The following is an 18225-nucleotide window of genomic DNA, read 5'->3' on the forward strand; positions in this document are numbered from 1 at the left end:
GACTTACGATTAAAAACTATAGGATAAACTCACACTGCCATTAACTGGCGCTCCGTAATAACCAACATTATACAAAGTATTAATGTATTTTTCGTCCGTTAGGTTATTAAGGTTAGCTTGTACGTTAAGTTTATCGCTAATGTCATATCGTGCAAACGCGTTAACCAATAAATAAGCGTCTTGTTTGACGTTGTAAGTAGTATTGATAATGTCAGATTGCCATTTACCGCCAAAGCCAACCGTTAATTGTTGTACTTGAGGGACCGTATAATTAAATGTGTAATTGATAACATTTCTAGGTGCCCACTCATTGGCTTTATCACCTGCGTCACTTTCGATATCGATTGAGGTATAGCCAAATGTTGTGGTCAGGTTATCAGTGATCTTACCCACTAATTCAAGTTCAAAACCAGTAGATTGAACATTAATACCCGTGTAGTAATAGTTTCCGTTGGCATTTATACCTGCGTAATTAGCTAAGTTATCTTGCTCCGCAGAAAATACCGCAAACGTGGCTAATAAATCATCGTTGAACCATTGGGTTTTGATCCCTGCTTCGAAGTTAACGCCTTTGGTTGGTGCTAAGAAGTAACCATCAAAATCATACTGTTCTTGCGGTTGGTAAATATCTGAATAACTTACATACAGGTTAATATCGTCATTAATACTGTAAGTTGCGCCAATATACGGGCTTAACTCGCTTTCTTCGTTATCGATCAATACGCCACTGTTGATACCTTCACGGGTAAAATCGATGGCATTAAAACCAGCCACAACAAAAAATGAATCTGAGACGTTAAATTTTGTTGAACCAAAATAACGATTTAAGGTGATATCAATATCAGCATAAAGCGTTCGTTCACCCCAAGTTGGTTCTGGTATCGCATCGAGGGCGTAAGGAAACGCCGGAGCAGGATCCCAACCCGTTAACGCCGCATAATTATGCGAACTACGACTACTCGAAGAACTACTCATGCCTAAGTTTAACTGATGCTCTTTACCAAATAGTGAGAAGTCACCGATTAAATTAATATCAAGTAAGTCAGCGTTAAATTCATCTTCATATCGACCAGGGTAACTGCTCAGTCCTAACCCAGTGGCTTTATCAATAGCGCCATAAACATAAAACAATTTTGAAGGATCCTCCGAAGTACGATTGTTATAAGTTACTTTCGCTTCCCAGTCATTGGCAAAGGTATATGCATATTCGATAAACGCACTGGTGTTTTCAGTATTCCAACTCGTCCATTCTTGTGTTGGACTGGCACCAGTATGGAACTCAGCTTGAGTACCGTCTGTATAATTAAATACTAACCCACCCCACATGTTGCCGTCAGTATTCGCTTTTTGGTAGGAAAAACCAGCAGCTAATGTAGAGTTTTCAGTGAGCTGTCCATCAACAACACCATAAAGATACGTTCTGCCGTCAGTTAACCCATCAAGATACGACTCTTTATCTTCTATAACAGCAACCACACGAGCTGCCCAACTGCCACTGTCAGTTAATAATGCAGAATAGTCTGCTTGCAGTCTTTTTAAATCAAACGAACCAAGCGTAATGCCGACTTCGCCTTGGTTTTCATTGGTTGGACGTTTACGTACATAATTTATAGTACCAGCGGCATTACCAACTCCCGTTAATAAACCATTGGCACCACGTATTACTTCAATTTCGTCATATCCATAGGATTCCATTGCACCTGTCACTATGCCCCAGTTATTTGGCATACCAACACCATCGACTTGAGTGCTTTTAATATCAAAACCACGAGAAGTATAGTTTGTACGGTTGGTTTCATATTCTTCTACAGTCACTCCTGTAGCTAACTTTAAGGCGTCATTTAAACTATTTGCACCATAGTTTTTAAGAAGTTCAGATGTGATCACACTGATAGATTGTGGTGTTTCATTCAGCTCCATTGTCAGACCCGTAGCACCTTTACTTGCTTGTTCTGTTCGAGTGCCAACAACAATCACTTTTTCAACGGTGTCTTGATCAATCTTAGTTTCTGAGTTTGCTTCTTGTGCTTGAGCATGGAAGCCCATCGCTAAAACTACTGCAGAAAGTGCAAAATTATGACTCATTTTCATTTTTAGATATTACCTTTGTATATTTTAGGAAGAGTGAAGATTTGGCGCAGTATACGTAAAGTTAAATAATATGTAAATGATAATGATTATCATTTAGTTCTGGTTTATTCTGGCTCCATTCTAAATGGAAATGATTGTCATTTAGATTTATCTTGAAGTCTTAGCTACTGACAGGATAAGATAGCGCCCCTCATATTTTCTAACTCAATTAAATTAGGTAACAAATGGCAAAGGTAAGTAATCGTTTTTGGTTTCAACTTCATGGTTGGTTTTCATTGCCTATATGGTTAATTTTCTGTTTCATTTGTTTAACGGGCACTATTTCAGTTGTCAGTCATGAATTAACTTGGCTAACAAACCCAGCCGCACGAGCTTTAAATCCTGACGACTTACCAGAAAAACCAATGCCGGAATTAATTTCAATAGTTGAGCAGGCTTACCCAACGGCAAAAGTCAGTACCGCAATGAATTTTGAAGATTACTTAGTTAATGCGGTAATTTTTACTGACAGCGATAAACCCTTCGCAATTGCTTATGTCAATCAATACACAGGTGAAATTCAAGAGATAAATCAAGGCATGACGTTTATTAATTTTATGCGCTCATTACATGGTTGGTTGTTATTCCCTTGGGAAAGTAATTACAGCATTGGTTATTACCTAGTGTGTTTAATGTCTTTTGTTATGTTGGGGGCGCTGATCACAGGTTTACTTATTTATAAGAAATTCTGGCGCTCGTTCACACAACCCAAAATTAGAACAAACCAAGGTAAAAAAACAGTACTTGCAGATATGCATAGGTTGGCCGGTGTTTGGTCTATTTGGTTTTTACTTGTTATGAGTGTGACTGGATTATGGTACTTAATTCAAGCTGTATTATGGCATGCAGATTACTCTCTGGAAGATCATCCACCATTGGTTTCGGTTATGGAGTTACCTACAGTAAAAGACACTCCGGTTCGCCCGCTAACCTTTATGGATGCGTTAGAGATAACTAAGAAAAAATTCCCTGAGTTCAAAAGTACGTATCTTATGCCTCCAGAACATTTTAGAGATACTTATAAACTATATGGCGAAGGTGATTTCATCTTCCATGATAAATATGCGTATGGTGTAAGTGTTAATCCATGGAATGGTGATATAGAAAGTGTACGTGAACCTGTTCAAATGACTAGTTTACAAACCTTGTCACATATTGCAGATCCTCTGCATTATGGGACGATTGGCGGTATTTGGACCAAGCTTATTTGGTTTCTATTTGGCATATTATTAACTGGTATGTCAATAACAGGCTTTCTAATGTGGGGTACTAGAACGGTGAAAGCCGCTAGAAAAGAAGATACACCTAAAGAACAGGAAACAATGTAATGAACAGTTCAATAACCCGTTTTTTATCTCGCCATAAATACAAACTTAACGGTTTAGTTTTAATCTTACCTTTTTACTTTTTGTATCAGTCGTTATATCCGGTATTTCCGCCAGTGTGGGAAAAACATAAGGTGGGGTCATTCGAAATTGCACCTATGCCTTACAACCTAGATCCGCCATATTTACATGATGGTCATTATACTAAAGATTTTTTTATCATCTTTAGTCAAGGTAGCGTTGAAGATATTCGGCAGGCTTACTTAAATATTGGCACACATGCTTTGTCTTTAGCAGAACTTCAGCAGCATGATGAAGGAATTTTACATGGCAGCCAACATGGTCAAGAAGTACATGGAATTGCCCCAAAAACATTAACTACAGAGCATAAAGTGTGGGTAACCATTGAAGATTGGCAAGGTGGTGTGTGGGTAACAAACTGGGAATTACCAAAAGCTCTGATCACAGATTAACCTGAGTTTGTATTATTGAAACAGAAAAAGGCTTGGTGTTGACCAAGCCTTTTGTTATCTGACTATATGAAATATAGGTAATCGTTTAACCTGTATTACGCATCCCAGTTGCAATACCCGTCATGCTAACCATAAGTAACTGCTCACAAACTGGGTGTTCAGGTTGTTTACGTAAACGTTTTAATGCTTCAATTTGCATTAAATGTAATGGCAGTAAATACGGTTTACGCAAGTTAAACGACGTTAGGTTCCATTGATCCGTTTCCAACGTTTCAGTTTGTCCTAGTAATTGTAAGCTGAACGCTTTGTCTTTTGTGAGCTGGGCTCTTAATGAGTCACCCATAGGTTGAAGCTCAGGATCAACTAAGGTTTGATCGTACAGTTTAGAGATGTCGGTATCTGATTTTAGATACACCATTTCTGTTAGTGAGATACGCGCTCTGAAATAAGCCCAATTATCCAACATGTCTTTAATTACATCCCCTTGAGTTTGGTTAAACTCAGAGATGGTTTGCCCAGATCCTAACCAACTTGGAACCACTAAACGGTTTTGACTCCAAGAAAATATCCATGGAATAGCACGTAATGATTCAATACCACCGTCTGACTTACGTTTACTCGGACGAGAACCTAACGGCAAAGACGAAAGTTCTTGTTCTGGAGTAGCTTGACGGAAGTACTTAACAAAATCTTCTTGTTCACACACATAATCACGGTAAACCTCACAGCTACGTTTGGCCATTTTATCCATCAACTGACGCCACGAATCTTTTGGTGCTGGTTGTGGTTTAACTAAGTTAGCTAAAATTGCACTGGCGTATAAATGTAAACTACGAACGGCTAAATTTGGTAAGCCAAATTTAAAACGTATGGTCTCGCCTTGCTCTGTAACGCGTAAGCCACCCTCAAGTGTGCCTGGAGGTTGAGATGCAATCGCCGCATGTGCTGGGCCGCCTCCACGTCCAATTGTGCCACCACGGCCATGGAATAGTTTCAACGTGATCTTATGTTTGGTCGCAACCGCAACTAAGGCTTCTTGCGCTTGGTATTGCGCCCATGCAGCGGCTAATACACCAGCATCTTTGGCCGAGTCGCTATAACCTATCATCACGTGTTGAGCACCTTCAGTGCGTTTTACGTAATCTTTATTGTTTAATAACAAGTCCATTACTTTAGAGGCGTTGTTTAAATCGTCTAACGTTTCAAACAATGGCGCAATAGGCATATCCCAAGTGATGCCGGTGGCTTTCATTAATAAATTAACCGCCAATACATCACTTTGCTGACTGGCCATTGAAATAATATAAATGCCTAACACTTCTTTTGGTTGCTCGGCGATAAAACGATATGTATCTAAGACTTCTTGGGTTTGCGCAGTCCACTTCACCTTTGGTAATAAAGGTCTTGGGTTGTTAATTTCTTGTTGTAAAAACTGACAACGTTTTTCTTCATTCCAAGATAAGTAATCACCTAAACCAAGAGATTCAACGATTTCAGCAATGGTTTGATCGTGAAATTCGCTGTGCTGGCGTACATCCAGTTTAACTAATGAAATGCCAAAACAATGCACTTTACGTATCACATCCAACAGCATAGAGTTTGCCGCACGGTTTAAACCAACCTCTAATAGACTTTCTCTACAAGCATACAAAGGTTGTAACAGTTCTTGAGGACTGGCAATCACTCCATCGGTTTGATCATTTTTTAGAAGCTCAATGCTGTGTTCTAGTTTACCAATGGTTTGTTTAATTAGATTTCTATAAGGACCAATACTGTTACTGTCAGCAGCAATAAGCGCATCATTGGCTTTATGCATTGATAGTTCTAGATATAAGTTCTGGAAATCAATTAAATACAACTCAGCAGCTAGTAAACGGGCGGTTAAAATCGCTTTTTTACTTAATTCTGCAGTTACAAATGGATTACCATCACGGTCTCCGGCCATCCAACTAGCCATTGTTATTGGCGTTGCATCAAGTGGCAGCGGTTGTCCGGTCACTTGTTGGCATAATTCATCTAATTCTCTGACGAACTTAGGTACGGCAAACCATAAACTGTCACGGATAGCGTTTAAGCCCCAACGTGATTCATCTAATGGAGTAGGGCGTTGTGGACGAATTTCATTGGTATTCCAAGCTTGCTCTATTAACTCTTCAATACGACCATTTAATTCTGGGCCCGATTGTTCCAACTGTTCTGCGATTTCATGATATTTATGAATGAATGTACGACGGTTCACTTCAGTTGGGTGTGCGGTTAATACTAATTCAATATGTAATTTTTTAATGGCAGCTAAAAACGCTGCTGGTTTTGTGTCACTTAGCTGTTCCTGCAGTGACTCTAGTGGATGTGGCAAATCTAATTCGGCCAAGCCTTGTTCGCTGGTGGTGTGTTGCTGCTCAGCGATATTTGCCAAATTTAAGAATTGGCTGAATGCACGGGCATAAATAAGCAAATCTTGTTCGTCACAAGATTGGAATAAGGTCTTTAATTCTTCAATGGCATACTCTTCGTGAGCTACGCCATCTTTTGCTAAAAGACGAACACGTTCAATGTTGTCTAACCAACGCTGGTCCTTGTCGTTAGCAATAGTTTTACCTAACACTGAACCGAGCGAACGTATATTTTGTGAAATTGTTTCTAACATACTTTTGTTCTCAATAAGATAAGTAACATCATCCTAGAATTAGTTTTAAATAGAGTCTAATATATAAAATTAATTTAATTCATAGATAAAACTCTATATGCCGTTAAGTGGACAATCCAACAGACAGCCTACGATAAGGCAATTACAATTGGTTCAAGCGTTAGCTCGATACCAAAGCTTGTCTGTGGTGGCCGAAAAGTTACATATCTCGCAACCTTCCGTATCTATACAGTTAAAGAACTTAAGTGACTTATTAGGTTTACCGGTTTATCAAATGTTAGGTAGGCAATTAACGTTAACCGACGCAGGTAAAGCGGTGTTAAATAGCGCTAATCAAATTTTTCAAACATTGGATAACTTAAAGACCGATATCGATAATTTACAAGGTGTTGTGACCGGCACTTTATCTATTTCCGTGGTGACCACTGCACAATATTTTCTGCCTTTATTATTGGCTGCCTTTGCCAAACATTACCCACATGTTGATGTTAAGTTAGAGATAGCAAATCGAGATAAAGTCCATGCACGGTTGGCAGACAAACTCGATGACTTTTATTTATTTGGGCAAATGCCACAAAATGTTGAGGTGGTGGAAACGCCGTTTTTGGACAATGAATTAGTCGTGGTAGCGCCAGAACGCCATGAGTTAACTTTGGTACCCAATATTTCATTGGCTCGTTTGAGCCATTACCCTTTTTTGTTAAGGGAAGAGGGCTCTGGAACTCGGGAAGCAACACTGGAACTGTTTAATAAACATGGTTTTGAGTTGCATGAAAAAATGACCATTGCCAGTGGTGAGGCTATAAAACAAGCGGTTGCGGCTGGATTAGGATTGTCTATTTTGAGTAAACATAGTTTGGATTTTGGTATTATGCCGGGTCTTAAAATATTAAAAGTTGAGCATTTTCCAATTCGTAGTAAGTGGCGATTAGTGCAAAATGCATCCCGTCAACCAACATTGCTAGCCAAAGCGTTTCAGCAATTTATGTTAGACAATGGTGTGCATATTTTAGCCAGTGCCGTGCAAAATAACCCAGAATAATTATTCGTTAATCTGTTGGTTTATCTTGCGGTTTAACTTTAAACACTTTCCTTAAACGAAATGGCGTGGGTTGTTGTTTCCAATTGGTATATTTAGTATGTACCCCTTTGGATAATGTTTGAAATGTGTTTTCCAAAAAGTCGACACCGACTAAAATAAATACCACGACCAAAGATAATAAAATTGAAGTAGAGTAGTTATTACTCGCGATTGAAACGCCGATGGCGGCTAACACCCAAATTGTTGCTGCCGACGTTACCCCAACCACAGCACCATCTTTGGCTAACATAACCCCAGCGCCTAAAAAACCAACCCCCGTGATGACCTGACCTATGATCCTAGAGGGATCGACGGTAGCAGAGTCGACCACAACATAATTGGCCGTAGCAACAAATACATAAGTACCTAACACGATTAGTGAAGAGGTTCTAATACCAACGGGTTTACCTCTAAATTGCCTCTCAAGGCCGATAATCGTGCCACATAACATTGAGGTGAAAATGCCCATCCAACTATAAGGCGTGATAGTTAATATCTGTTCCATGTTGTCCTTGGTGTAATTGATCTAAATACAAATATACTTTGCTGAATATATGTAATGTGGGTTGATAAGTTAAGAGAATATTTTACATAAACCTATTTTATTGTAGTTTAATGACGTTATGAGTCATTACTTAGATATGTGGGTAAATTTATTGATTATATCCCCTGTACAGCTTGTCTCTATTTAAACTGAAATATGAAAAAGAGCGAAATATTAAATGCGGCTATCTCTATCAGTAAAATTACTATTGATAACTTTTATTATTTTTCACCCGTTAGCTTTATCAAATACTGCTGAACCAACCTCGTTGTTTCCTTTTAGGCTAATTGGAAAGTGGTATCAAGTTCCACCACCTTTAGAATACGATGATAAGTCTAAACCTTATGAGTTATTTAAGCTTTTATGGACGTTTGGTCATTCAGAAGCTGATATTATTAACCGACTTGGCAAACCAACAGAGCGTTATGTGAGCGATAGAGATAATCGCCATGAGCCAAACCAAAAACTACAGTATATAACTTTGCAGTACCCTAATTTAGTGATAGAAATATTAAAAACTCATCACCCAAAAACGTTTATAAATCGCCTATATATTAAAAACTGTGACCTAGACTCAGGCTTTAAGCGGTTTTTATGTCAACCACTCATAAAAATTGAGGAACAGCTTGGTAAACCGTCATATAAAGAATTTGATGAGTTAGTTTATGTAATAAAAATCGGTGATGTAGGGGAAGTGCCGCTTAGGCTAATTCTGAAAAATGATCACATTTCAGAGATTTATATTCGTAATCTTATCGACTGACAATATCGAGATATTAAGAGCGTCACTCGTTAGACCGAAGACGCTCCTTTATTGTGGCATTTAGTGTGATAAATGCGCGAGATTTATAATAAAACGTTTAAACTTTAGGTAGGATTTATTAGTTACCACTCGTCGTAGTAGTTGACCTCTTTATTCATACGTCGCATTTCTTTTAAATCTTCAATTCGCTTTTGCGTTTCATAACGTCTACGGCGATCGCCTCTGTCTGGTTTATCAGACATGTCTTCAAATTCATCAATTTCATAGATTTCGTCAAAGTAATCCATAAAAAAACCTCAATAAAGTAAAATTAGAGTTCCAAGTAATATTCACCGGACTCAAAGTTGTTTTGTGGTCGTCCCATACCGTATACATTTTCGTATTTTCTTGGTGAAGCTAACGAAATGTATTTCATCCACGTTTTTTCTGCGAATGACTGCGCCAGTTCTCTACCAGTACATACATCTGCAAATCTGACTTCTTCAGCATTTTCTGGCATCAGTGAGCCATTTGAAAGCTGTTGTAAGGAATACCCATAATCATTTAGAAAATTGGATTCCTGTATAGTAAATTCTCCACTGCGGCTAAAGCCTCTAGGGAAGTTAATATCATCGAAAAACGATTTAGCACCTTTTCTAATTTGTGTGTTCATTTTGATATCCTCAGCAATTTTGCTAAAAATAGTCTTAGTTTGACGATTTTAAAAACAAATAATTTTTATCGAACATCAAAAAAAGTTTGTTAAATAAATTTTTTTATTTATTCTTCCCTAATGGACGTAAAAGTATTTAAAACCTTCCTAGAGGTAGCAAACACTAGGCACTTCGGCAAAGCCGCAGAAACCCTTTATATAACTCAGGCCGCAGTGAGTGCCCGAATTAAACAATTAGAGGAATTTGTGGATGCCCCTTTATTTGAACGTATTAGAAATAATATTTGTTTAACGCCTGCAGGTGAGCGATTAATTCCTTATGCAACCACTATGGTTCGTGCGATGCAGCAGGTGAAAACAGATATCTCTCTGGCGGAATCTCAACTCATACAATTGTCAATTGGCGCAACCCCCAATGTTTGGGATGCTTATTTTCAAAACTATTTAACGGTGATAACCAAAGGTTTACCTGAACTGGCTTTTAAAACCGAGATGTTAGGCATTAGGCAATTACATTCCTCAATCTTAGATAACACCTTAAACCTAGCTCTGACGTTTGATCCTTTTTTATCTAATGAAGTAATAAGTGAACAAATCGCGAATGTTGCTTTGGTTATGGTAACAACTAAAGGCAACATAACGGCTGAACTAGCCATGGCAGAAAACTATGTTTATGTTGACTGGGGAACGCAATTTTCATCAGAGCATGACGCTAAATATGGCAAGAGTTATATACCTAAGTTAGTCACCTCTACCGGTCGCATTGCGTTGGACTTTATTTTGTCTGAAGGTGGTACCGCTTATCTACCGAACGCATTAGCAGAGCCGTTTATTGAAAGTGGTGAGTTGTTTAAAGTGAAAGGCAAACACGCGTTAACTCGTTCGATATATGCGGTTTACCAAAAACATAATCGATTAGTCGATACCATTGAAAAGGTGATTAACGTGATTGATCAATCTTCACCTAAACGCTCAGCGGTAATCGACATGGCATCAACTAACGACTAAAAAATATTGTTAATTCGATAAAAAATATTAGTTTTCCAAATCGCTAAAACGCAACTAACTTAGCGACAGTTTTTTTGGAGAACGAAATGATGAAAAAAGTAATCGTATTGGCATTGTTATTTAGCAACCTTGTTTTTAGTAATTTAGCTTTTGGCAATGATGAAACTGAACAACCTGATGCTGAGTTTGTTAGAGATACATATGAATATTGTAAAAATGTTCAAGATCCTACCGCTCTAGACAACAAAGTATTGTTAGATTGTGTTAACAGTGAAATGGATTATTACGAATACACTAAATTTACCAGTGTAGAAAAGATAATTGAGTTCATTGCATCGGTCGTCGATGACTTAGGTTAAATGTAATACCTAAAATATTTATAAAAAAGTTAAGTTGTACATAAAACCAATAACATTTGTTATTGGTTTTTTATTTGTATAAAAAATAATACGTTAACGGTTTCAGTTATCTACTACGCTTAGTTAACAACACCTTTGTTAATCCATAAAAGGATTAAAGAAAACAAGTGTTTGAGTGAAAGTTACGATAAAACTTGCAGTTATATTAATGAACACACAAATCGTCCAACATTGATTGGCGTTATTAACAGGTATTAACAATGAAATGTATTAAATCAGTTATGTTATTGCTCACTTTACCCATTTTATTCATGGGTAAAGTGTATGCTGAAACAGTTGACGCTGTGGCAGATAAGCTATTTAAAAAAGTAGAGCTAGAGCTAATTTCTTTAAAACAAGCGAATAATTTAACGATTCAAGCCATCCAACAATTGGTAGAAAACGAAGTGTTAACTAGTGTTGATGAAAAGTTTTTTGCATATAAAGTGTTAGGCAAAAATTTAGCTAAGTTATCAGCGGAACAAAAAGCGGAGTTTGTTAAGGTATTAAAAGACACCTTGGTATTAAATTACGCTAATAGCTTAGTAAATTATAACAATGAAAAGATCGTTGTGGTGTCATCTTCATTGGCTAACTCGAATAAAAATGCCAGCGTATCGATGAAGTTGGTGGGAAAAAACAAAACCACGCAGTTGATCACGAAGTGGCGTTTTTCTGAAGACCAAGATAAATGGTTAATGTACGATTTTGTTATTGAAGGCATCAGTTTATTGCAGTCAAAACAAAAAGAATTGGCGCAAGTTTTAGCAAACTCAGGCCCTGAAGCCACGCTTGAATTACTCAAAAGTAAAAATAACAAATAGGTACATACTTGATCACTTTTATGCAAAGCCAATTGGCCATCACCATTATATTGATACTGACATCATGGTGTTTAAAATACTTTATATTTCAGATAATTAAAAAAAGAGCGGTCGAGAAGGGTAACGACAAACGTTATTTGATTAATTATTTGAAAAACTTAATCAACTTGTTAGTGGTTATTTTACTGTTTGCAATTTGGCATCAAGAGATACAGCGTTTTGCTTTTTCTATTGCGGCTTTTGTTGTGGCCATTATTTTAGTGACTCGTGAGATCATTCAATGTTTCATAGGCTTTCTCTATATCTCGAGTTCGACACCATTTAGGGTTGGAGACTGGATTGTGGTTGGTGGACATGCTGGGGAGGTGACTTCAACGGATATGGCAAAAACAACCTTGTTGGAAGTCGATTTATCAACTTACAGCTATACCGGAAAAAGTTTATTTGTACCTAATTTGCAACTGATTACCTTGCCTATTACTAATTTGAATTACATGAAACGTTATGTAAATCACTCGTTTTTTTACATACGTGAAAGCCTGACTATCAATCCGTTTGTGATCAAGACGGCATTATTAAAACAAGCCAAAAAACATTGTGCTGAATTTAAAGATGTTGCTGAGCGTTACAATTCAATGATTGAAAATCGGTTGGATATTAAAATATCAGGGCCAGAGCCGAGTGTTTCGTTTGAATCCACAGAGCTAGGAAAAACCAAAGTGGTATTTAGCCTTTTTTGTCCAACAGAACAAGCTCAAGCTATTGAGCAAAAAATGTTAGAACAATGTATTAAGTTGTTCATATCGGAAGAGAAAAAACAGTTACAGTTAAATACTATTACACCAAGTAGCTAAAACGCAGTTAAACAATCACCTCATTGTTTTAAGGTAGTCACATGGAAAACCAAGCAACACCTACACTCGACTTTGTCAGTATTTTAGCTGCCGATATCATTGAACTTCCGGATGAAGTTGAAAATTACACACCGAGTAAATGGGCTTTGATATTAGAAGGGTTAACCAATGCGCAACGGCTAAAGCTGTGGCCTCTTATCGACCATTCATTGGAAGGGGCCATTTTAACAGCGATGCGTGAGGATGCGCGTCAACAACTGTTATCCGTATTAACGTCGAAAGAGCTGGAAAAAGCGGTTAAATCTGGCTCCAACAATGAAGTGGTTGAGATTTTAACGGCGCTACCGCAAAAGTTGGTGGCAAAGTTAATTAACAAATTGTCACCGCAGTCACAGTCAAATATAGAGTCTTCTCTTAGCTATGATGAAGAGCAAGTTGGTCGTTATGCGAATTCTGATGTGTATACCGTCAGTCATAAAACATCCGTTGAAGATGCATTAGACGAGATACGTCAAAGTGACTTAACGGATTATTCGGGTAATTATATTGTTCTGGATGACGCTTCAAATTATGTTGGTGAAGTATCGATAAATGATTTGTTAAACGCGGAAGAAGAAAGTTTAGTTGAAGCGATTGCAGAACAAATTGACGACAATATTTTAGATACGCTTTCCTTAATGGAAGCGTCGAATATTATTAAAAACAGCAATCGTCACACTTTACCTATTTTAACTGAGAGCGGTAAATTTGTTGGTGAGTTCTCAATGGGTGATGCGTTATCTATTTTCCAGCACCACTATGAAGCGCAAGTCGCTCATATGGGTAAAGTAAGTGATGAGGATTTATTCTCTCCCATTTTTACCAGTGCAAGACGCAGAGCGTTGTGGTTGGGTATTAATTTACTCACAGCATTTTTAGCATCGGCGGTGATTGGTATTTTTGACAAAGTACTTATTGAAGTGGTGGCGCTTGCGGTGTTGATGCCTATTGTGGCAAGCATGGGGGGCATTACAGGGAGTCAAACCTTAACGCTTACTATCCGGGGGCTTGCAACTGGCCAGTTGAATACAGCGAACTTCAAGGCGTTACGGGATAAAGAATTAAGTGTGGCCGCGGTTAATGCCGTGGTGTGGGCCGCGATTGTGGCGGCGATGACTATTTTCTGGTTCGACAATTACTTATTGTCATTGATTTTAAGCGTCGCCTTAGTGGTTAACATGTTAGTGGCATCTTTGTCGGGGATTTTGATCCCTATTGTTTTGGATAAAAATGGCATTGATCCGGCGCTTGCAGGATCAGTCATTTTAACAACCGTAACGGATGTGGTGGGATTTTTTGTCTTTTTAGGCAGTGCCACCATTATTTTTATGAACTAATAATTCCGCACCTTTAGAGGCGCCGTTTTCATTGGTACGTGCGCATACTTAGCAAGTATGCACACGTACTAAATTTAATTATTTTAACCCCAAAACTCGTTGAGTCCTCGACAAAACGATAGACGATTCTAATGAAGGACAGTCTTAAACATGCTAAGTAACGAATTTATAGATCTATTAAAAATCCTGATACGCCACCCTAGTGTCGTTGGGGCAGAACATTCATTTTTTAGGGTATTACAACGTGAACTCGAAGAACGTGGTGCAAAGGTTACTTGGTATGAAGGATTATTGGTCGCACAGGGTAACAAACCACATAGTGCAATGTTTTCTGCCCACATAGATAGACATGGCCTTATTTGTACTGGACCAAATGAATTTCAGTATGCGGCATTTATCTCAGCGAACAAAACTGATCTGTTAAATAATTCGGTATCAGAAGAGTTAATGTCCAAAGTAACAGAACGTTTTAAATCTGAAGCGGTATATGCTTACGAACCTTGGTCTGGCATTTACCGTGGTAGTGGTGTGATAAAAAATACCTACGTGTGTGAATACAGAAATAACCTTATTTTTGAAATTGAAGGCCTAGAAGATGTTGTTGTGGGGACGCCAATTGCCTTTAAAGATAAATTAACGATCAGCGATGGCCGATTATCAGGGCAATTGGATAATGTGTTATCTGCGGCAGCCTTAGTCGACTTGTTTAGTAATGGCTTTGAAGGCACTGCCTTTTTCACAGCCCAAGAAGAAGCAGGTAAAAGCTGGCGATATTTACTGGAGTGGTTCCGTCGATTCGGTGGCAATACCAATAAATTATTTGTTGTTGATACAAGTCCATTTCCAGATGTGGAGGCGGCCAACAAACAGTTATTAGTATTACGTGAGAAAGACGCTAATGCGGTTTTTAATAAAGAGTCGACCAAATTAATTGAAGCTCTATGTCAAAAAAATAATATTAGTTATTTGTTCAAAGACCGTTACGTTGAAGCGGACAATGAATGGTTAATCAGTCGTGGTGAAAAGCCCAGATCGTTAGGCAGTACTGAATTAGGTCGTATTATTGCAGCATCTAATGGGTTAGTTGATGGCACAACCATACAGGTACCAACCATTGGTTATCACACGATGGAAGAGTCGGCTTCAGTTGAATCTATTGAAGCGTTTTTACGTACATTAAGTTTAATAGCTAGCGACGTTAATTAATTAAGTAAGTTATATGCCTTATTTTACGTAAGGCATTCTTCTTTTATAACAAACAACATTGTAAGTATTTATGACTTAAATGGTGATTCACAGCCATCTAGAATAACAATCTGATATTCCTTTAATTTTGAGTCTAACCAGTCAACAATTGTTTTAGCATCCTCAGACAGATTAGCTGAAGCGATGTCGCCTCTTTGTTCTAAAATTATAGGCGAATACACACCTGAAGTTGGATTGTATTCGAAAATAATGAATGACAATTTACCCGCATCCGCACAAGTGTATGTTGATTCCGAGATATTCGTATTTTCAACCTTCTCTATTTTAGTGGCTAAACGTTGAAGAACTGTTTTATCAATAGCTTCAAGCAGTTGGGATGACGTTGTTAACAAGCTATTTAGATATATTTCTGAATAACTTTTACCTTCAAGAATACCTTTATTGTCAGTCATCGTTTCGTTGTTAATAAATGAAAATAATTCGCCATTATTGGTTAAATATATACCTTGTTGTTGAAAACCCCACGCATGGTTTTCATAAAGCACAACTAATTGGTAGTACTGATCTTTTTGAGATTCTGTATTACAGCCTATTAAGAAATAAAATGAGGTGAAAGTGAGTAATAGGATGCGATACATTTTAACTTATCCTTGTATTGTAATTTCATAATATAAACGATGTGAAATAGCTATTTACAGTAGTTACTCCGTCTATTAACTTCACTTAATATAATTATTTTTATTAATTAAGTTTGTAATCAATTGTTACCAAGCATAAATAAATGTAGAACAATTAAATTTAAGAAATTGTTGGCTTAAGGTACTTTCAATATAAGGTACTTAATTAATATTCAATACCTTTTTTAAAGGCTCCAAATACTGTTCAAAATGCTGCCACTGTTCAGTGGCAGATTTATAAATAGGTTGACGGACTTGTTCGGAACTGGGCGTTTTAATATTTCGTTTGGTTTTATGGAAGTCGATACATGACTGCTCAAACTCTAACCCGCAAAAATCTAACATTCTGTGAACTTGTTTATCCAAATCTTCTACCACCTCTTCGTGTTTCACGGTTAAAACAAAATTTGGCAATACTTTTTCCCAATGTGCCATGAGTTTCAAATAGGCTTGATAATAACGACCAATAACTTCAAGGCTATAACTAAAGTCTTGCCCTTCAGCAAACAATTGTTTAAAACCACTAAAACAACAGGCCATTGGTGAACGTCGAGCATCGATGATTTTAGCGTTTGGCAGGATAAGTTTTATCAAGCCTATATGTAGAAAGTTATTCGGCATTTTATCGATAAACAAAGGTGCATCTTCTCGATAAACTCGGGTTTCATCAATAAACTGTTTACCAAAACGGCTAAAGTAATCAGGGTTTATTTCACTTAAGTTTTTAGGGTATTGGTTTGACTCTGTGTTTGGATTTCTTCCTCGCAAACGCGATGCTAACCCCAAAATGTTGTGCAGTTCCATGGTGCCATCAATTTGGCTGTGAGAGGCCAAAATTTGTTCTAATAGAGTGGAGCCAGCTCTAGGCAATCCAACAATAAAGATAGGGTCGGGGGCTTCATAACCTAAGTGTCCGCGTTGCTCAAATAATTCAGCGGTGCAATATTTTATTTGCTCGTCCACTTGCTGCTCAAGTTTATTAATATCAAAACCATTGTTCGCTTGTTGCAGTTGATTCCCTTGTTGATAAGCGTGGAATGCTTGCGGGTAATCTTCTTTGTCTTCAAACGCTTTACCTGTGGCAAAATATAATTGTATTTTATCCGTTAATGCTAAGTCTTCATTATCTTGTTGTGCTTGCATTTGCGCTATTTCGGCATCCGTAAAACGATAGGTTTTCGTGTTAGCTAAGCTCCAAAACGCATCACCGTAACTTGGATTTAATTGATATGCTTTTTGATAAGCGTAGACGGCATTGTCAATGTCACCTTTGGTTTTAAGTGCATGGCCTAATTGTAAATAAAAGCCGGGAATTGAATCTTCTTGCTGTATAGCTTGTTGGAATAAGGTGATGGCTTCATCAGTCTTTCCTAATCCATTGAGTACATTTGCTTTGGCGACCTTAAAGCTAAGATTTTCAGGTTGGCTATTAAGTAATGTATCTACCTGATATTGAGCGGCTTTATATTTACCTAATCTGATGAGTAAGTTCAGATATTGTGCTCGGGCGTGAATGTGCTTAGGCTCTAACTCAAGCGAGCTGGCTAAAAGAAATTCAGCGTCATCATATATTTTCAGTTCAATGCCTATTTCAGCCAATAAACACATGCCATCAATGTGGCGTTTATTGTTTTGTAAAAAATGACGACAAATTTGTTCTGCCTTTAACCATTTACCTTCATGCATTAATTCTGTTACGGCCAGTAAGGCTGGAGGTAAGGTTTTGAGTTTAGCTAACTGATTGGCTGCTAGTTGAATTTTATCTTGTAGTTCACTCTTTTGAGTCGGGTTTGGTGTGATATTTGAACTTTGTGATAAACGATAAATTTCTATTAACTCTTGCCAGCTTCCCACTAAACAAGGGTTTAGTTTTACTGCATGTTCAAACGCTAACTTGGCCTTGTTTATTTCGTTTAATGCTAAATTTATATGGCCTAATTCCTGATGAGCTCGACTGTGTTTGTTATTTAATCTTAGTAATTGGTTGATGCTAGATAATGCCGTTAACGGACTTTTGTTATAACGCTGTGCTACTGCAAGCAGATACCATAATTCAATTAATTGAGAGTCATCGGTTGTTAACTTGATTAAGGCTTCTGCCTGACTAATGGCGTCATTAAACTTTGCTTTTTGGATCAATTGTTGAATTGTTTTTAATTGTTCTTCAATAGCAGGAAGAGATGTGCTTTCCAATGACTTGGCTCCAAATAAAATGAACGAATAGTATTTATATAAAAGCCGCTTGATACAAACATCAAGCGGCTTTA

The 18225-nt window shown here is 37.6% G+C and carries 17 protein-coding genes; 10 read left to right on the forward strand and 7 right to left on the reverse strand.

Annotated features, from left to right (window positions below; genetic code table 11):
- Positions 1-9: 9 nt before the first annotated feature.
- Positions 10-2091, reverse strand: a complete 2082-nt coding sequence (locus RT723_RS13960; RefSeq protein ID WP_315947672.1) for a TonB-dependent siderophore receptor — start codon at positions 2089-2091, stop codon at positions 10-12.
- A 224-nt stretch (positions 2092-2315) separates the two neighbouring features.
- On the opposite strand from RT723_RS13960, the gene RT723_RS13965 reads away from it, so the two are divergent.
- Entirely contained in the window at positions 2316-3458 is a 1143-nt protein-coding gene (locus tag RT723_RS13965; RefSeq protein ID WP_315947674.1) for a PepSY-associated TM helix domain-containing protein, read from the forward strand.
- Positions 3458-3928 carry a hypothetical protein gene (locus RT723_RS13970; protein ID WP_315947675.1) on the forward strand — a complete coding sequence of 157 codons (471 nt, stop codon included), beginning with the start codon at positions 3458-3460 and terminating at the stop codon, positions 3926-3928. The genes RT723_RS13965 and RT723_RS13970 overlap by 1 nt, the downstream gene beginning before the upstream one ends.
- An 85-nt stretch (positions 3929-4013) precedes the next feature.
- Here the strand turns inward: RT723_RS13970 and ppc are convergent, their stop codons facing one another.
- Entirely contained in the window at positions 4014-6575 is a 2562-nt protein-coding gene (gene ppc, locus RT723_RS13975; RefSeq protein ID WP_315947676.1) for a phosphoenolpyruvate carboxylase, read from the reverse strand.
- Between the two features lie 97 nt (positions 6576-6672).
- Between ppc and RT723_RS13980 the strand changes: the two genes are divergently transcribed.
- The gene (locus RT723_RS13980) at positions 6673-7617 is read left to right on the forward strand and encodes a LysR family transcriptional regulator (RefSeq protein ID WP_256447626.1); all 945 of its coding nucleotides are present in this window, start codon (positions 6673-6675) and stop codon (positions 7615-7617) included.
- Between the two features lie 7 nt (positions 7618-7624).
- Here the strand turns inward: RT723_RS13980 and RT723_RS13985 are convergent, their stop codons facing one another.
- On the reverse strand, positions 7625-8161 hold the full coding sequence (locus RT723_RS13985) for an MgtC/SapB family protein (protein ID WP_216053427.1): 537 nt from the start codon (positions 8159-8161) through the stop codon (positions 7625-7627).
- Positions 8162-8408: 247 nt separating this feature from the next.
- Between RT723_RS13985 and RT723_RS13990 the strand changes: the two genes are divergently transcribed.
- Positions 8409-8963 carry a hypothetical protein gene (locus RT723_RS13990; RefSeq protein WP_315947677.1) on the forward strand — a complete coding sequence of 185 codons (555 nt, stop codon included), beginning with the start codon at positions 8409-8411 and terminating at the stop codon, positions 8961-8963.
- 122 nt (positions 8964-9085) lie between these two features.
- On the opposite strand, the gene RT723_RS13995 is transcribed toward RT723_RS13990, so the two are convergent.
- On the reverse strand, positions 9086-9250 hold the full coding sequence (locus RT723_RS13995) for a PA3496 family putative envelope integrity protein (protein WP_216053425.1): 165 nt from the start codon (positions 9248-9250) through the stop codon (positions 9086-9088).
- Between the two features lie 23 nt (positions 9251-9273).
- Positions 9274-9615 (reverse strand): MaoP family protein, encoded by a 342-nt coding sequence (locus RT723_RS14000; RefSeq protein ID WP_216053424.1) that lies wholly within the window; start codon positions 9613-9615, stop codon positions 9274-9276.
- 120 nt (positions 9616-9735) lie between these two features.
- On the opposite strand from RT723_RS14000, the gene RT723_RS14005 reads away from it, so the two are divergent.
- From RT723_RS14005 to RT723_RS14030, 6 genes are all read left to right on the forward strand, one after another.
- Positions 9736-10623 (forward strand): LysR family transcriptional regulator, encoded by an 888-nt coding sequence (locus tag RT723_RS14005; RefSeq protein WP_315947678.1) that lies wholly within the window; start codon positions 9736-9738, stop codon positions 10621-10623.
- Positions 10624-10709: 86 nt separating this feature from the next.
- A complete protein-coding gene (locus RT723_RS14010; protein WP_216053422.1) occupies positions 10710-10982 on the forward strand; it encodes a hypothetical protein in 273 nt (90 codons plus the stop codon).
- Between the two features lie 260 nt (positions 10983-11242).
- Positions 11243-11845, forward strand: coding sequence for an MlaC/ttg2D family ABC transporter substrate-binding protein (locus tag RT723_RS14015; protein WP_216053421.1), 603 nt, complete (start codon positions 11243-11245; stop codon positions 11843-11845).
- Positions 11846-11994: 149 nt separating this feature from the next.
- Positions 11995-12699 (forward strand): mechanosensitive ion channel domain-containing protein, encoded by a 705-nt coding sequence (locus tag RT723_RS14020; protein ID WP_315947679.1) that lies wholly within the window; start codon positions 11995-11997, stop codon positions 12697-12699.
- 41 nt (positions 12700-12740) lie between these two features.
- Complete coding sequence (locus RT723_RS14025) at positions 12741-14075, forward strand: magnesium transporter (protein ID WP_315947680.1); 1335 nt, start codon at positions 12741-12743, stop codon at positions 14073-14075.
- 150 nt (positions 14076-14225) lie between these two features.
- Positions 14226-15281 (forward strand): peptidase M42, encoded by a 1056-nt coding sequence (locus tag RT723_RS14030; protein WP_315947681.1) that lies wholly within the window; start codon positions 14226-14228, stop codon positions 15279-15281.
- Positions 15282-15349: 68 nt separating this feature from the next.
- On the opposite strand, the gene RT723_RS14035 is transcribed toward RT723_RS14030, so the two are convergent.
- Positions 15350-15919: a hypothetical protein gene (locus RT723_RS14035; protein ID WP_315947682.1), complete on the reverse strand. Its 570-nt coding sequence runs from the start codon at positions 15917-15919 to the stop codon at positions 15350-15352.
- A gap of 201 nt (positions 15920-16120) precedes the next feature.
- Positions 16121-18151: a tetratricopeptide repeat-containing sulfotransferase family protein gene (locus RT723_RS14040; RefSeq protein ID WP_315947684.1), complete on the reverse strand. Its 2031-nt coding sequence runs from the start codon at positions 18149-18151 to the stop codon at positions 16121-16123.
- Between the last annotated feature and the right edge of the window lie 74 nt (positions 18152-18225).

The sequence above is a fragment of the Psychrosphaera aquimarina genome (assembly GCF_032461525.1).
In the GTDB taxonomy this organism is placed as follows: Bacteria; Pseudomonadota; Gammaproteobacteria; order Enterobacterales; family Alteromonadaceae; genus Psychrosphaera; species Psychrosphaera aquimarina.

What these genes read in the sequence shown, in the direction of transcription:
- RT723_RS13960 (WP_315947672.1), bottom strand. Translation starts at nt 2,091, where the DNA reads ATGAAAATGAGTCATAATTTTGCACTTTCTGCAGTAGTTTTAGCGATG.
- RT723_RS13965 (WP_315947674.1), top strand. Translation starts at nt 2,316, where the DNA reads ATGGCAAAGGTAAGTAATCGTTTTTGGTTTCAACTTCATGGTTGGTTT.
- RT723_RS13970 (WP_315947675.1), top strand. Translation starts at nt 3,458, where the DNA reads ATGAACAGTTCAATAACCCGTTTTTTATCTCGCCATAAATACAAACTT.
- ppc (WP_315947676.1), bottom strand. Translation starts at nt 6,575, where the DNA reads ATGTTAGAAACAATTTCACAAAATATACGTTCGCTCGGTTCAGTGTTA.
- RT723_RS13980 (WP_256447626.1), top strand. Translation starts at nt 6,673, where the DNA reads ATGCCGTTAAGTGGACAATCCAACAGACAGCCTACGATAAGGCAATTA.
- RT723_RS13985 (WP_216053427.1), bottom strand. Translation starts at nt 8,161, where the DNA reads ATGGAACAGATATTAACTATCACGCCTTATAGTTGGATGGGCATTTTC.
- RT723_RS13995 (WP_216053425.1), bottom strand. Translation starts at nt 9,250, where the DNA reads ATGGATTACTTTGACGAAATCTATGAAATTGATGAATTTGAAGACATG.
- RT723_RS14000 (WP_216053424.1), bottom strand. Translation starts at nt 9,615, where the DNA reads ATGAACACACAAATTAGAAAAGGTGCTAAATCGTTTTTCGATGATATT.
- RT723_RS14005 (WP_315947678.1), top strand. Translation starts at nt 9,736, where the DNA reads ATGGACGTAAAAGTATTTAAAACCTTCCTAGAGGTAGCAAACACTAGG.
- RT723_RS14010 (WP_216053422.1), top strand. Translation starts at nt 10,710, where the DNA reads ATGATGAAAAAAGTAATCGTATTGGCATTGTTATTTAGCAACCTTGTT.
- RT723_RS14015 (WP_216053421.1), top strand. Translation starts at nt 11,243, where the DNA reads ATGAAATGTATTAAATCAGTTATGTTATTGCTCACTTTACCCATTTTA.
- RT723_RS14025 (WP_315947680.1), top strand. Translation starts at nt 12,741, where the DNA reads ATGGAAAACCAAGCAACACCTACACTCGACTTTGTCAGTATTTTAGCT.
- RT723_RS14030 (WP_315947681.1), top strand. Translation starts at nt 14,226, where the DNA reads ATGCTAAGTAACGAATTTATAGATCTATTAAAAATCCTGATACGCCAC.
- RT723_RS14035 (WP_315947682.1), bottom strand. Translation starts at nt 15,919, where the DNA reads ATGTATCGCATCCTATTACTCACTTTCACCTCATTTTATTTCTTAATA.